This window comes from Lysinibacillus sp. FJAT-14222 (assembly GCF_001278875.1).
Classification (GTDB): domain Bacteria; phylum Bacillota; class Bacilli; order Bacillales_A; family Planococcaceae; genus Lysinibacillus; species Lysinibacillus agricola.
Genome location: NZ_LIYL01000007.1, coordinates 20,142 through 34,940, shown reverse-complemented (window position 1 = coordinate 34,940; position 14,799 = coordinate 20,142). Strand labels below are relative to the sequence as shown.

Below are 14,799 nucleotides of genomic sequence, written 5' to 3'. Positions count from 1 at the left end.
ATTTTAAAGTACTATAGAAAGGGGCTCGGCGTTCTAATAGCCCCTTTCACATTTTTACCGAAATAAATTAGCTCCAAATTAATAGATCATCCGGCAACCATGTATGGCTTGGTTGTCCAAGAAAACGAGGAGCTGCTTCGATTTAGTTGAAAAAGCTATTTATTTTGTGTTTGAAGAGATTTATAGTACTGACCTTTTTCTGCGTATTCACGTACGATGCGTTCCATATCTTCTTTATCTTCAGCATTTAACTCTCGTACAACCTTTGCTGGACGACCTAATGCTAAGCTATTCGGAGGAATGACTTTGCCAGGAGGTACAAGACTACCCGCTCCAATGAATGCACCCTCTCCAATCTCCGCTCCGTCTAATACTATTGAGCCCATACCGATTAAGGCATTTTTACGAATCGTACAGCTATGTAAAGTTACTTGATGTCCGACTGTTACTTCATCTTCAATAATAAGCGGATATTTAGGGCTTTGATGTAAGCAACAGAGGTCTTGAATACTAACTCGTTTTCCGATAATTGTGGGTGACACATCACCTCGAATAACTGTGTTAAACCAAATTGTTGTTTCAGCACCTATTGTAACGTCACCAGTAACGGTTGCATAATCGGCAATAAAGACAGATGGCTCGATCTTTGGTGTTTTACCTTTAAATGGATAGATCATGATAATCGCCTCTTTTCTTTCTATGATGTAATATTATCGTATCAAATACGCAACTTTATGGAAATATAAAATTAAAATGAACTGAATATTTTCGATATAATCATTGTGTAATTATTTTTTTAGGAGGACTATGTAAAATGTGGAAATGGGAAGCTGATGGACAAGCAAAGGCTGTGGTTGCTATTCTTCATGGTGCATATGAAAATCACCGCTGGTATGCATGGCTTATAGAAAAACTTAGATTGGAAGGCTTCCACATAGTCATGGGAGATTTACCTAATCATGGAGTAAATGCAAGGGTTTCACGTGTCCATGATGAAGATTTTAAAGAATACAACAAATATACGAGGCATTTAATCGAGAATGCTTTTTCGTATAATTTACCTGTCTTTTTAATAGGGCATGGCCTTGGCGCAACATTATTACTACATACCATGCAAAAGCGAAAATATGAATGTGCAGGAATTATTTTAACTTCGCCTTGGTTAAATTTGAAGCTATTGCCAGGTAAACTATCAAATGCTTTAACTAGCCTAAGTGCCCTGACAGCAAATGTGAAGTTAACCCATGAAATTACATTAAAAACATTAACACGCAGTGTAGAAGGTAGAGATGAGATGAAGGATGAGGTTCCTATTATGTCAGTCGTTTCAGTGAAATGGTATCGAGAGCTACAGCAAATGATGCGTAATTTAGTGTTATTGCCTAAGGCTGAATTTCCTAATATGCCGATGTTAGTTATGACAGCTGAAAAAGATAGCATTACAGAAACTAAACAAACTCGTAATTGGCTTCAACAGCAGGAATTTACAGAGTTTCAATTCAAAGAATGGGCAAACTGTTATCATAATCTATTTCATGAAGTAGAGCGTGAAGAGATTTTTGTTTATATACGTGATTTTATTAATAATGCTCTCCGAAGAATTGGCTATATCATTAAGTAGTCTTTTACCTCTCCAATTAACTAGAAATTTACTAATTTATTGTTACTAAAATATAATATTGTAATTTTCTGAAAAGTGTAATACTATAATGACTTAAAGTAATTTTTTTCAAATTGGAGGGGTAAGATGGAAGCAATCGTTGGGAAAATGAATGACATTTTATGGGGACCGTGGTTTATTTATGGTATTTTATTAATAGGGCTCTTTTTTTCAATTATTACACGGTTCCTACAAGTAAGACACATTAAAGATATGTTTGTTTTAATGTTTAAAGGTGAAAAATCGGAAAAAGGGATTTCATCCTTCCAAGCGATGTCTATCGCATTATCTGGTCGAGTAGGTACAGGGAATATAGCCGGTACAGCTACAGCTATCGGGATGGGGGGACCTGGTGCTATTTTTTGGATGTGGGTAATCGCCTTTATCGGTGCGGCAACTGCTTACGTTGAGTCGACATTGGCTCAAATTTATAAAGAAGAGAAAGATACAGAATATCGGGGCGGACCAGCTTTTTACATAGAAAAAGGAATGGGGCAAAAATGGTTTGCTGTTATTTTTGCCATCGCCGCATTAGTTGCCATGCTAATTTTGATGCCGGGTGTTCAATCGAATGCAATTGCGACAGCGGTTGAAAACGCTTTTAATATTGAGACTTGGATTACAGGACTTATTATTGTTGTATTATTAGGTACGATTATTATCGGTGGGATTAAATGGATTGCCAATGCTGCACAGATTATAGTCCCTTTCATGGCATTAGCTTATATTATTATGGCCATCATCATTATTGTAATGAATATTAAAGAAATACCATCAGTATTTGCATTAATTTTTTCTAGCGCATTTGGAGCGCAAGAAATTTTTGGTGGTATTATTGGCTCCGCTATTGCATGGGGGGTTAAACGCGGAATTTATTCAAATGAGGCCGGTCAAGGGACGGGCGCGCATCCAGCAGCGGCAGCAGAAGTATCACACCCTGCTAAACAAGGGATCGTACAAGCAGCTTCTGTGTACATTGATACATTATTAATCTGTTCAGCTACAGCATTTATGATTTTATTTACTGGTATGTATAATGTGCAGGATGAAAAAGCGGCGGAAGGCACTGATCCATTTGTTCATATTGGTGAGTTCAATAAGGGCGGATTAACTGGAGAAGAACAAATGACATTTGCGAAAAGTATTAAAGAAGGTGCAGCATACACACAATATGCGGTTGAGTCTTCGTTACCAGGCTTTGGTGGCCCATTTGTAGCGATTGCATTATTCTTCTTTGCTTTTACAACAATTATGGCATATTACTACATTGCCGAAACAAATGTCGCTTATTTATTCTCAGGAGCTACCGAGAAAGTCGCCATTTGGATTGCGAAGATTGCTATTTTAATTGCTGCGTTCTACGGTACTATACGTACATCTGACCTTGCCTGGGCGATGGGAGATGTTGGATTGGGCCTGATGGTTTGGGTTAACGTTATAGCGATTTTAATTATTATGAAGCCTGCTATAGTCGCATTAAAGGATTATGAGAAACAGAAAAAAGAAGGAAAAGATCCTGTTTTTGATCCTCGTAAACTAGGAATTAAAGGTGCAGATTTCTGGGTAGATTATAATGAAAAACGTAAAAATAAATAGACAATAAAGAGAAAGCTATCTAATAGATTAAAACATTCTATTAGATAGTTTTTTGTTTTCTATAAAAAGGGCTCATCAGTGCCCTGTCGGAACGGAAATCAACCACACGTTATGGTGATGATCTAAAAAAGGATTAATACTAAAATCTGATCTTGATTCCCATGCAGTCAATTACATATTTCAGTAAAGAACTATAAAAAGAAAATAACATTTCTATTGACGCCAACAGAAAAAGAAGGTATATTTTGACTTAAGGAAATTATTTTTCCTTAAAGAAACTTTTTGGAAGGTGGTGAAAAATTGACTGTGTTCCATTTACCGAAACTATCATATGATTATGATCAGTTGGAGCCCTATATTGATGCTAGAACGTTAGAAATTCATCATTCAAAGCATCATGCTACGTATGTAAATAATTTAAACACAGCCTTAGAAAGTCATAAGGATTTACAAAGTAAACCGTTGGAAGATTTGCTAAGCAATCTTGATTTACTTCCAGCTGACATTCAAACAGCCGTACAGAATAACGGTGGAGGGCACTATTGCCACAGTTTATTTTGGGATTTGATGAGTCCAAATGGCGGTGGTGAGGCAAATGCTGATATTGGAAAGGCGATTGATTATTATTTTAAAACGTTTGATAATTTTCAGGATCAGCTTTCTAAAGCAGCAATTACCCGCTTTGGAAGTGGTTATGGATGGCTTGTATTGGATGGAGAGCAATTAACCATAATGAGTACAGCTAACCAAGACACACCTTTAAAAGAAGGAAAAATTCCTCTACTTGTTATTGATGTATGGGAACATGCATATTATTTGAAATATCAAAATCGTCGACCTGAATTTGTTACGAATTGGTGGAATACTGTCGATTGGGATAAAGTCAATCAACGATATGTAGATGCAATGAAACAACACACTTTTAAAATCTAACATAAGCTAAGTTAATTAAGGTAATTTGACATGAAAGTAAGTTACTCCTCCATATCCCCCGCGCCATCGGGGGATATTTTCTTTATAAAAAGGCATGAGTCCGATGCGATATCGAAACCATGCCTCAAAAAAATTAATATTAAAAATATCTAACTAGCTTAAAGGGTAATCTTTCATTTTTTCTAAAGCAATAACAAAGGGTGGATCATTCTGTTGATTTAGAAACTCGTATTTTAATACATGTACATATTTTTGGGGAAGTTGACTGACATATTCTATCACAGCATCTCGTTCTTCCTTGCCACCCAGATGACCGTGGTAAATGACAAGGACAATAAGACCACCGATTTTGAGCAGCTTTAGCAAATCTTCAATTGCTTGTATCGTAGTATTTGGCGTTGTAATGATGTCATGGTCACTACCAGGCAAATAACCAAGATTAAAAACTGCAGCAGCTACTGGCTTGTGTACATAGTTGGCTACTTCCTCATGCCCTCTATGTAAAACAAGTGCACGATGCTCTAAGCCATTATCTAAAAGGCGATGGAGAGTTACATCAACAGCGCTCTTTTGAACATCAAAGGCGTATACTTGACCTTCATCGCCAACAAGCTGTGCTAAAAACAATGTGTCGTGTCCGTTTCCTGCAGTGGCATCCACCACAGTATCACCCTCTTCAACTGTATCTTTTATTAGCTGTTGTGCATATTGTAAAACGCGTTGTAACTTCATTTTGCAACCTCAGCATTATAAAATTTCCCTTGCCAGCTTCCACGGCGTTCAAGCTCAGCATCAATTCCATTTAATACTTCCCATTTATTAACGCTCCACATCGGGCCAATCATTAAATCGATCGGACCATCACCTGTGATTCGATGAATAACCATATCTGGTGGTAGCATTTCAAGTTGATCTGCGACTAACTTTGTATAAACGTCTTGATCTAAAAATTCTAACATACCCTTTTCATATTGCTTAACCATTGGTGTCCCTTTTAAAAGGTGCAGTAAATGAATTTTAATGCCTTGTACATCAAGCTTTGCGACTTCACGTGCAGTTTCCATCATCATGTCATAGTCTTCAAGAGGAAGGCCGTTAATAATGTGAGAGCATACACGAATACCATGCTTTCGTAGCTTTTCAACACCTTCTACATATGTTGCATAATCATGAGCACGGTTGATGAGATTTGCTGTTTTTTCATGCACAGTTTGAAGTCCGAGCTCAATCCATAAATAGGTGCGTTCGTTTAATTCAGCTAAATATTCAACAACATCATCTGGCAGACAATCTGGGCGAGTTGCGATGGATAATCCAACAACACCTTCTTGGGCCAAGGCTGCTTCAAATTTTTCCTTTAAAACTGGTAGTGGTGCATGTGTATTTGTATATGCCTGGAAGTAGGCCATATATTTGCCGTCCTTCCATTTTTGATGCATTTTGTCACGAATTTCAGCAAATTGCACTTCGATAGGATCAACTTTATTACCCGCAAAATCACCTGAACCTGCTGCACTACAAAACGTACAACCTCCAAAGGCAACTGTACCATCACGATTTGGGCAGTCAAAGCCTGCGTCTAGTGCTACTTTAAAAACTTTATGACCAAATTGCTCACGTAAATAGCGATTCCATGTATAATATCTTTTCCCATCTGAAGGAAAAGGAAAGTTTGTTTCTGTCATTTATTTCACTCCTCTAACACTATATTTTATCACGTGCTGATGTTTCCGTCATGAGGGAAGAATTTAATAATTATGTGGGTGACTGGAGCAAACCGCGGGGGAGGCGAGCAAAAAGTACTTCGACCGAAGAAAATCATGAGGAGGGCCAACCGAAACCTACACAAAAAGTAGTTTAAAGCCTATGTAAAAAGAGTAAAATTATTTTTCTTGTGCTTTTGTATTTTTCAACATAAACTAACTATTTAGAGTAGCGAAATAACGGAGGTCATTCTATGCCAAAAAGTGTTTGGTTTTTAATTATCGGAATGCTTGTGAACACAACGGGCAACTCTTTTTTATGGCCTTTAAATGCCATTTATATGCACGATTATTTAGGGAAGTCCCTTGCGATGGCTGGCTTTGTGTTGATGTTGAATTCTGCTGCTGGCGTATTAGGGAATCTATTAGGTGGGTATTTATTTGATAGAATAGGTGGCTATAAATCCATAATGTTTGGCATTCTTTTGACGATTGCCTCATTAATTACTTTAACGATTTGGCATGGTTGGCCACATTATGTGTGGATCTTAATGGTACTGGGCTTTAGTGGAGGTATCGTATTCCCTGGAATGTTTGCTTTAGCTGGAACGGCATGGCCTGAGGGCGGACGAAAGGCCTTTAACGCAATTTATTTAGCTCAAAATCTAGGAGTGGCAATTGGACCTGCACTTGCTGGTGTTGTTGCTGATTACCAATTTGACTACGTATTCAAGGTCAACTTAGCTATGTATATATTGTTCTTTTTTATAGCATTATTTACTTTTAAACGACTAGAAGAGGGTAGCATTGCACCGAAAAATGTAGTGAGTGAAAGTAAGCGAATAATTAATAAAGCACCGTTTTATGCATTATTAATTATAAGTTCGTCCTCTGTGCTATGCTGGCTAGCATATTCACAATGGAGTGCGACTATTTCTTCCTATACGCAAGATCTAGGATTAGGATTGAAACAGTACAGCTTATTATGGACTATTAATGGTCTACTCATCGTTTTAGGGCAACCGCTAATTGCACCTCTAGTGAAGCGTTGGGAAAATAAATTAAAACGTCAATTAGTATTTGGTATTACCCTTATCGCCTTATCCTTTGGAATCATTGCCTTTGCGAGTGATTTTAAAATGTTTGCAGCCGCCATGGTAGTGCTAACTTTTGGCGAAATGTTTTATACGCCCGCTTTACCTACCATCGCCAATCAGCTTGCACCAAAAGGACGGCAGGGCTTTTATCAAGGGATTATCAATAGTGCGGCAACAGCAGGTCGTATGATTGGACCTTTATTTGGTGGTATTATGGTTGATCAATTTGGAATGGTTGCACTCGTATTAATCCTAGTAATTATTGTATTGTTTGCAATTATTCCATGTCTTATCTATGATTATCCTTTACGAAAGAATAAAATAGTGACAGATTGATAGTAAAAATTAACAAAAATACTTTCGGAACGAGCGGAAAATGTGTGGGAAACACGTTTTTCGCTCTTTTTTTATGTCTTGTGTTGAAAAATAGCATCTATTAGCGTACAATCAATCATACATATTCAAATATTTGAATATATGAAGATGAAGTTCCTTGGAGGGATAAATGTGGAAGAGGGCTTGCAGCAATTTAAGGCAGATTTTTTTAAAGCTTTAGCACATCCATTACGAATTAGAATATTGGAATTACTGGTGGATGGTAAGAAAAGTGTCAATGAAATACAAAGCTGCTTAGAAAAAGAGGGCTCAGCTGTCTCACAGCAATTAAGTGTATTACGAGGCAAAAATATTGTGTATGGGACGAAAGAGGGTAAAAAAGTTTACTATTCTTTAAGCGATCCGATGATTGGAGAATTACTTGGTGTAGCAAAAGATATTTTCAACAATCACTTAATAAATACAATTACAAGATTAGAAGAGATGACCATTAACGAAAATAATGAAGAGGATATGTAGTGTTTGTAAACTGGAGATCTTATAAAACATTTACCTTACTTATTATTTTGAAGGGAAGATTTATAGATGAAGTCACTGTTTACAGGGCGATATGAGGGATATTCAGTTCATCATTTGAAGAAAGATTTAATTTCAGGGATTGTTGTGGGGATTGTGGCAATACCACTGGCAATGTCCTTTGCCATTGCGTCAGGTGTTAAGCCGGAGTATGGAATATATACAGCTTTTATTGCTGGAATACTTATTTCTCTTTTTGGTGGTTCGAAGTATCAAATTGGGGGACCTACAGGTGCGTTTGTGCCAATTCTGCTAGGGATAGTCATTTCGTATGGCTATGAAAACTTACTAATTGCTGGATTAATGGCCGGGATTATTTTGTGCTTAATGGGTTTGTTTAAACTTGGCTCATTAATAAAATTTATCCCTCGTCCCGTGACAATAGGTTTTACAGCAGGAATTGCAGTTATTATTTTTACAGGCCAAATTGCCAATTTCTTAGGTTTGACTAATATTAAAAGACATGAGTATTTTATTGACAATATAAAAGAAATTGTTTTGCATATTGGTACGACAAACTTTTATAGTATTTTAACGGCAATCATTAGTCTTATCATTATTTTAATCACACCGAAAGTTTTACCCAAAGTTCCAGGGGCGTTAGCAGGCATTGTAGTTTCTACGCTTGTTGCAACGTTCTTTTTTTCTGGACAAGTTGCCACAATAGCAACAGCCTATGGTGAAATCCCAAATTCATTACCGAATTTTGCAATACCAGATATCACATTAGAGCGAATTCAGCTACTTATTGGACCAGCATTTGTGATAGCCATGCTTGGTGGAATTGAATCACTTCTATCTGCGGTAGTAGCGGATGGGATGACAAATACAAAACATAATAGTAATCGAGAACTTGTTGGTCAAGGGATTGCTAATATCGTCACTCCTTTCTTTGGAGGGATTCCTGCAACGGGTGCTATTGCCCGTACTGCGACAAATATTAAAACAGGTGCAGTATCACCAATGTCAGGTATTATTCATGGGGTATTTGTATTAGTCACTTTATTATTATTAGCGCCTTTTGCTTCCCATATTCCATTGGCAAGTATGGCTCCAGTTTTAATGGTTGTGGCTTGGAATATGAGTGAGCAAAAGCATTTTGCGCATATCGTTAAATTAAAATCAGGAGATTCCCTCGTTTTAATGATTACGTTTCTTCTCACTGTTTTTACAAGTTTAACACTAGCTGTAGAGGTTGGGCTCGTATTAGCAGTCGTATTATTTGCGAAGCGTATGAGCGAAAAGCTTGTAGTAACAAAGGTATTACCAGACCATTCGTTAAAGAGCGGAAAAGTGCAATCACATGTTGTTCATCAGAAGCGGGATTGTCCACAAATTAGTATTTATACAATTGAGGGCCCACTTTTCTTTGGTGCAGCCCAAACTTTTGAGGAGGCAATTGTAAGTTCCATTCAGCAACAGCAAAAAGCTTTAATATTACGTATGAGTAAAGTGCCTTTTATGGATTCAACAGGTGAGGCATATTTTGGTAATGTCATCCGGAATTTTAAAGCCCAGGGTGGCACCATTTTAGTTACAGGTGTGCAAGATGAATTAAAAAGGGTACTACAGCACAATGGCTTATATGATGAAATCGGTGAGGAAAATTTCTATCCGCATACAGGGGAAGCGATAAATAAAGCTCTAAGCTATTTAGATACAAATCAATGCATTGGGTGTAAGCATTTTGCTTTTCGTGAATGTCAGGAATTATCTCGCATTAACGGGCAGTAATTTAACTGTGCCGAAAGCGAAGAAGTTAGGTGTAAAAGCCCGATTGGTGAAAGCTAATAATCAGTGGGGATGAAGAAAATCCCCTACTGATTAAAGTTTCACTTTATAGCGATATAAGGAAAAAAGGATATAATTGTTCAGTAATGGGTAGTATATAAACAAAGGCTTGTGCTTTTCAAAACTTTCCATTAGAATAAATGCAATACATGTAAAGACAGTGATGAGGAATAGTAAATTTGTGGTTCTTTTTAGAGAGCTAGCGGTTGGTGGGAGCTAGTAGGAAAGCAAATTGAACTCGCCTTCTGAGTCTGCCCGCGTGAATAACGCGTGCCGTTCCTTCCGCGTTAAGGAAGCTAAAGCCGAGTGTGATCACTAATTTGGGTGGTACCGCGGGAGATACGAATTCTCTCGTCCCTTTCTGACTAAGAAAGGGGCGAGTTTTTTTGTTTTTTAAATATTTTGTCAATTCTTACGATGAGTAACATTACAAGTTTAAAGGAGGAAAAATCGTGAGCTTTAATCATCAACAAATCGAAAAAAAATGGCAGCAATATTGGGCTGATAATAAAACTTTCAAAACTGAAAATGAAATGGAAAAACCAAAATTTTATGCGTTAGATATGTTCCCATATCCATCAGGTGCAGGTCTTCATGTGGGGCACCCAGAAGGATACACAGCGACAGATATTCTTTCACGCTTCAAGCGCATGCAAGGCTATAATGTCTTACATCCTATGGGCTGGGATGCATTCGGTTTACCAGCAGAACAATATGCACTTGATACGGGGAATGACCCAGCAGAATTTACAGCAAAAAATATTGCGACATTTAAACGTCAAATTCAAGAGCTAGGCTTTAGCTATGATTGGGATCGTGAAATTAACACAACAGACCCAGAATATTACAAATGGACACAATGGATTTTTATCCAACTTTATAAAAAAGGCTTGGCGTATGTGGATGAAGTGGCTGTAAACTGGTGCCCAGCACTTGGAACAGTACTTGCAAACGAAGAAGTTATTGATGGGAAGTCAGAACGTGGTGGTCACCCAGTAGAACGTCGTCCAATGAAGCAATGGATGCTAAAAATTACTGCCTATGCAGACCGTTTAATCGACGACTTAGAGGAAGTTGATTGGCCAGAATCTATTAAGGATATGCAGCGAAACTGGATTGGTCGTTCGGAAGGTGCAGAAGTAATATTCGGTATTGATGGCACAGATGAAAACTTCACAGTGTTTACAACTCGTCCTGATACATTATTTGGCGCTACATACTGTGTACTTGCACCTGAGCATAAATTAGTGGAACAAATTACAACTGCTGAACAACGACAAGCTGTAGATGCTTATCTAGAAAAAGTAAAAATGAAATCTGATTTAGAACGTACAGACTTAGCGAAAGAAAAAACAGGCGTATTCACAGGTGCCTATGCAGTAAACCCGATTAACGGTAAAAAAGTGCCAATTTGGATTGCGGACTACGTATTAGTATCATATGGTACTGGTGCAATCATGGCAGTTCCAGCACATGATGAACGCGACTATGAATTCGCAACAGAATTTGGCTTAGAAATTATTCCTGTACTTGAAGGTGGAGACATCAGCAAAGAAGCATTCATAGGAGATGGTAAGCACATTAACTCTGACTTCCTTGATGGCTTAAACAAAGAGGACGGTATTGCTAAGGCAATTGAATGGCTTGAGGAAAAAGGCGTAGGGGAGAAGAAAATCTCATACCGTCTGCGTGACTGGTTATTCTCCCGCCAGCGTTACTGGGGAGAGCCAATCCCAATGATCCATTGGGAAGATGGATCAATTACGCCAGTACCAGAATCAGAATTGCCATTAATACTACCAAAAACTGATAATATTCGTCCTTCGGGTACAGGTGAATCACCATTAGCGAATATTTCAGAATGGGTAAATGTTGTTGATCCGGAAACAGGTAAAAAAGGTCGTCGTGAAACGAATACAATGCCTCAGTGGGCAGGTTCTAGCTGGTACTTCTTACGCTATATTGATCCAACGAACAAAGAGGCAATTGCAGATCCTGAGTTGCTTAAACGCTGGTTACCAGTTGATATTTATATCGGTGGGGCAGAGCATGCAGTATTACACTTACTTTACGCTCGCTTCTGGCATAAAGTACTTTACGATTTAGGTGTCGTACACACGAAAGAGCCATTCCAAAAATTATTTAACCAAGGGATGATTCTTGGTGAAGGTAATGAAAAAATGTCTAAATCGAAAGGCAATGTCGTCAACCCTGATGAAATCATTTCTTCACACGGTGCCGATACTTTACGTTTATATGAAATGTTTATGGGTCCACTTGAAGCATCTGTTGCATGGTCAACAAATGGCTTGGACGGAGCACGTCGCTTCTTAGATCGTATTTGGCGTCTATTTGTCAATGAAGATGGAACAATCGCTGCGAAAATTCAAGCCTCTGATGACAAGGCGCTTGAAAAATCATACCATCAAACTGTGAAAAAAGTGACAGAGGATTATGAAGGTATTCGCTTTAATACAGCTATTTCACAAATGATGGTATTCATCAATGATTGCTACAAAGCAGATGTTATTCCAACAGCATATGCTGAAGGCTTTGTGAAAATGTTAGCTCCGATGGTTCCACACGTTGCTGAAGAGTTATGGCAGATATTAGGTCATGATGAAACACTTTCATATAAGGAATGGCCAGCATTTGATGAGTCTAAACTTGTTGATGATGAAGTGGAAGTCGCAGTTCAAGTGGCCGGTAAAGTACGTGCAAAAATCATCGTAGCAAAAGACGCTTCAAAAGAAGAAATTGAAAAAGTAGCACTTGCTGATGGCAAAGTACAAGAGTATATGGCAGGCAAAAACTTAGTAAAAGTAATTGTCATTCCAGGCAAGCTTGTGAATATCGTCGTAAAATAAATGAAAGAAACACCATTTACATGCTTCTATAAAAGTTAAGATTACTTGCTACAGAACTGGAGTCTTAACGGAAGTACTTTTGATGGTTGGATCATTTCATTAATATAAGATTAAAGGCAGAATCAAATTTTGATTCTGTCTTTTTTTACATTTTATCGATCTTTATTAGTCGGGATAATAATTATTTTACATAGTAAGAATAGTATAATTGTTTTGAGATTTAATCTAAACAATTGGGGGAGAGAGAATTTGACTAGAATTTGTATTGTGCGACATGGGGAAACTGAATGGAATAAGCCTGGAAAACTATAAGAGAGAATGAATATTCTGTTAAATGATACAGGCATTGATATGCAAAGCAGTGCGCTTACTATTTATCTAAAAATAAATGGGATGTTATTATTAGTAGTCCCTTATTACGAGTAAAGCAAGCGGCAATGATTATTAAAGAAGAAATAAACATTCCTTTACTAGAAATGTTCCGATTTAGTGAATGAGATTATGGTGATGTAGAAGGTTTATCGATAGAAGAAAGAAGAAGAATGTATCCTCAAAAAATTATCCAAATCAAGAGTCTAGAGAGAATTTAACAAATAGAGTATTAGAGGGGTTACAGAAAATAAAAATGGAGTATGTCTGATAAGTACGTTATCCTTGTAGTCCATGGAGCGGTCATAAATGCAAATTTTAGCAGCATTATCGAACGATAACTTGGTTCTGGAAAAACCTTGCTTAAAAATACTGGTTTGAGTGAAATAGAGTATCGAAAAAATCAATGGAAGAGATTAATTTTTATAATGAGGTAAAACATTTATCTTAATAACACAAATTTCTCACAATGAAATCGGTAAATAAGCCTTGATATAACTAGGAAGGTCGATAATCCATTGCTGAAGTTGACCTTTAATGAATTTTTGAATCTTAAAATCGATATGTTTCAACGTACCATTAAAAAGCTCAATTAAAGCACCTCTTCTGCTTTGGTAGTGTTTTTTTAGTCAATCGCACTATTATCAAAGAATGAGGTTCTTTTTGTATACCTAAAAATAGTGTCAAGAAAGATAAATTTATAATAGTGCAACTTACAGCCATCTGTTTTGGGATGGTTTATCTAGCTACGAAGTTTGAGATTATAAGAATCCTTTCTTTGGTGTTTGGTTGGTAGCAATAACTTTAATAGAAATGGATTTTTTTTTCATCTCTTAAGTTAAAAAGAGAGTCCCACAGAAAAGCTGATCGGTCAGTTATTCTGTGGGATTTTGTATATGTTGGTGAATGATCTAGGTATTATAATCTATTTTTAATCAAAATCATAAAATCTCCAAACAGAACCTGTTGGTGAACTACAAACATAGGCTTCTTTGAAATCGGGACTAAATCTAATACAAGTTGGGAAATTCAATCCCTGTACAATTGGTGGGGTAAATCTATAATCTCTATTTTCAAATGGGTTAATCTCCATTATAGTCCCTTTTCTTGGTTGTGTGACATATAACATAAGATTATTTTTATTTTGAATCATCCCGCCCATTAAATCTAAACCTGTAGCAATTGGATCAAACATATCTACTAAGTCCAAGAATGTTGTTGGTATGTCAGGGTCGTACACAATAGTTCCCATGACAGAACTACTAGAAAGAGAATAAATATTACCTTCTTTATCCAATAAGTTTGCTTTCCAGCCCGAACACCCAGAGTATAGGAACCAATTCTCTTTAAAGTCATCGTTAAATTGTTCCGTAGGTAGCAATCCCTCTAAACCAGGTAATGGTAGAGCTGGAATGTTAGTTATCTTCGTATGGCTTTCACCATTTTCCATATTAATTTTAACTACTCTATTTGAAAAGCTCGATTCTCTTTCAACAATTTCTAAATTACCATCCTGTACAACTATGCTATAAGGACGGTTAAAATTATCAAAATTCAGCTTTTTATTGTCATTATCTTTACCTATATTTGTTACTCTATTTGCAAAGGTTTCGCAAACATAAATTCTACCGTCTTCTAAAGGAACAATGCTTGAAGGTCCATTTAAACCATCATAAACCACATTGTTCTCTGTAATTTTCCCACCATTAGTAATATCGCTTACCCTTCCAGCACTTGTTTCAGAAACTAATAGTCTACCATCTTTTGTCCATTCCATATGCGAAGGCGTCTGTAAATTAGTTGCAAATACTTCAATTTTACCTTTCGATAAATTCAACTTAGTTTTTAACATGAATACCCTCTCCTTTTTT

12 protein-coding genes and 1 other annotated feature are annotated in these 14,799 nt (G+C 37.0%); of the genes, 8 read left to right on the top strand and 4 right to left on the bottom strand.

Annotation, left to right across the window (positions count from 1 at the left end; all coding sequences use genetic code 11):
• Positions 1-155 precede the first annotated feature (155 nt).
• Positions 156-677, bottom strand: coding sequence for a gamma carbonic anhydrase family protein (locus AN161_RS02745; protein WP_053592855.1), 522 nt, complete (start codon positions 675-677; stop codon positions 156-158).
• A 137-nt stretch (positions 678-814) separates the two neighbouring features.
• Between AN161_RS02745 and AN161_RS02740 the strand changes: the two genes are divergently transcribed.
• The 3 genes from AN161_RS02740 to AN161_RS02730 all read left to right on the top strand — a co-directional run bounded on the left by AN161_RS02740 (position 815) and on the right by AN161_RS02730 (position 4,189).
• On the top strand, positions 815-1,621 hold the full coding sequence (locus tag AN161_RS02740) for an alpha/beta hydrolase (protein ID WP_053592854.1): 807 nt from the start codon (positions 815-817) through the stop codon (positions 1,619-1,621).
• A gap of 126 nt (positions 1,622-1,747) precedes the next feature.
• Entirely contained in the window at positions 1,748-3,256 is a 1,509-nt protein-coding gene (locus AN161_RS02735; protein WP_053592853.1) for an alanine/glycine:cation symporter family protein, read from the top strand.
• A 300-nt stretch (positions 3,257-3,556) separates the two neighbouring features.
• Positions 3,557-4,189, top strand: coding sequence for a superoxide dismutase (locus AN161_RS02730; protein ID WP_053592852.1), 633 nt, complete (start codon positions 3,557-3,559; stop codon positions 4,187-4,189).
• Between the two features lie 153 nt (positions 4,190-4,342).
• Here the strand turns inward: AN161_RS02730 and AN161_RS02725 are convergent, their stop codons facing one another.
• Together AN161_RS02725 and AN161_RS02720 are read right to left on the bottom strand one after the other, a co-directional pair.
• Entirely contained in the window at positions 4,343-4,921 is a 579-nt protein-coding gene (locus AN161_RS02725) for a class I SAM-dependent methyltransferase (protein ID WP_053592851.1), read from the bottom strand.
• Positions 4,918-5,874, bottom strand: coding sequence for a TIGR01212 family radical SAM protein (locus AN161_RS02720; RefSeq protein WP_053592850.1), 957 nt, complete (start codon positions 5,872-5,874; stop codon positions 4,918-4,920). The genes AN161_RS02725 and AN161_RS02720 overlap by 4 nt, the downstream gene beginning before the upstream one ends.
• A 272-nt stretch (positions 5,875-6,146) precedes the next feature.
• On the opposite strand from AN161_RS02720, the gene AN161_RS02715 reads away from it, so the two are divergent.
• The 5 genes from AN161_RS02715 to AN161_RS30445 all read left to right on the top strand — a co-directional run bounded on the left by AN161_RS02715 (position 6,147) and on the right by AN161_RS30445 (position 13,056).
• Complete coding sequence (locus tag AN161_RS02715) at positions 6,147-7,325, top strand: MFS transporter (protein ID WP_053592849.1); 1,179 nt, start codon at positions 6,147-6,149, stop codon at positions 7,323-7,325.
• 171 nt (positions 7,326-7,496) lie between these two features.
• Positions 7,497-7,844: a metalloregulator ArsR/SmtB family transcription factor gene (locus tag AN161_RS02710; RefSeq protein ID WP_053592848.1), complete on the top strand. Its 348-nt coding sequence runs from the start codon at positions 7,497-7,499 to the stop codon at positions 7,842-7,844.
• Positions 7,845-7,910: 66 nt separating this feature from the next.
• Entirely contained in the window at positions 7,911-9,635 is a 1,725-nt protein-coding gene (gene sulP, locus AN161_RS02705; RefSeq protein WP_053592847.1) for a sulfate permease, read from the top strand.
• A 208-nt stretch (positions 9,636-9,843) separates the two neighbouring features.
• Positions 9,844-10,054: a binding site (T-box leader), on the top strand.
• 90 nt (positions 10,055-10,144) lie between these two features.
• On the top strand, positions 10,145-12,559 hold the full coding sequence (gene leuS, locus AN161_RS02700; RefSeq protein ID WP_053592846.1) for a leucine--tRNA ligase: 2,415 nt from the start codon (positions 10,145-10,147) through the stop codon (positions 12,557-12,559).
• A gap of 398 nt (positions 12,560-12,957) precedes the next feature.
• Positions 12,958-13,056: a hypothetical protein gene (locus AN161_RS30445; RefSeq protein WP_343069299.1), complete on the top strand. Its 99-nt coding sequence runs from the start codon at positions 12,958-12,960 to the stop codon at positions 13,054-13,056.
• An 803-nt stretch (positions 13,057-13,859) separates the two neighbouring features.
• Here AN161_RS30445 and AN161_RS02695 read toward each other — a convergent pair.
• Positions 13,860-14,780, bottom strand: a complete 921-nt coding sequence (locus tag AN161_RS02695; protein ID WP_053592845.1) for a hypothetical protein — start codon at positions 14,778-14,780, stop codon at positions 13,860-13,862.
• Between the last annotated feature and the right edge of the window lie 19 nt (positions 14,781-14,799).

Coding starts and splice junctions, on each gene's coding strand:
- AN161_RS02725 (WP_053592851.1), bottom strand. CDS start 4,921: ATGAAGTTACAACGCGTTTTACAATATGCACAACAGCTAATAAAAGAT.
- AN161_RS02735 (WP_053592853.1), top strand. CDS start 1,748: ATGGAAGCAATCGTTGGGAAAATGAATGACATTTTATGGGGACCGTGG.
- sulP (WP_053592847.1), top strand. CDS start 7,911: ATGAAGTCACTGTTTACAGGGCGATATGAGGGATATTCAGTTCATCAT.
- AN161_RS02720 (WP_053592850.1), bottom strand. CDS start 5,874: ATGACAGAAACAAACTTTCCTTTTCCTTCAGATGGGAAAAGATATTAT.
- AN161_RS02715 (WP_053592849.1), top strand. CDS start 6,147: ATGCCAAAAAGTGTTTGGTTTTTAATTATCGGAATGCTTGTGAACACA.
- AN161_RS02695 (WP_053592845.1), bottom strand. CDS start 14,780: ATGTTAAAAACTAAGTTGAATTTATCGAAAGGTAAAATTGAAGTATTT.
- AN161_RS02740 (WP_053592854.1), top strand. CDS start 815: ATGTGGAAATGGGAAGCTGATGGACAAGCAAAGGCTGTGGTTGCTATT.
- AN161_RS02745 (WP_053592855.1), bottom strand. CDS start 677: ATGATCTATCCATTTAAAGGTAAAACACCAAAGATCGAGCCATCTGTC.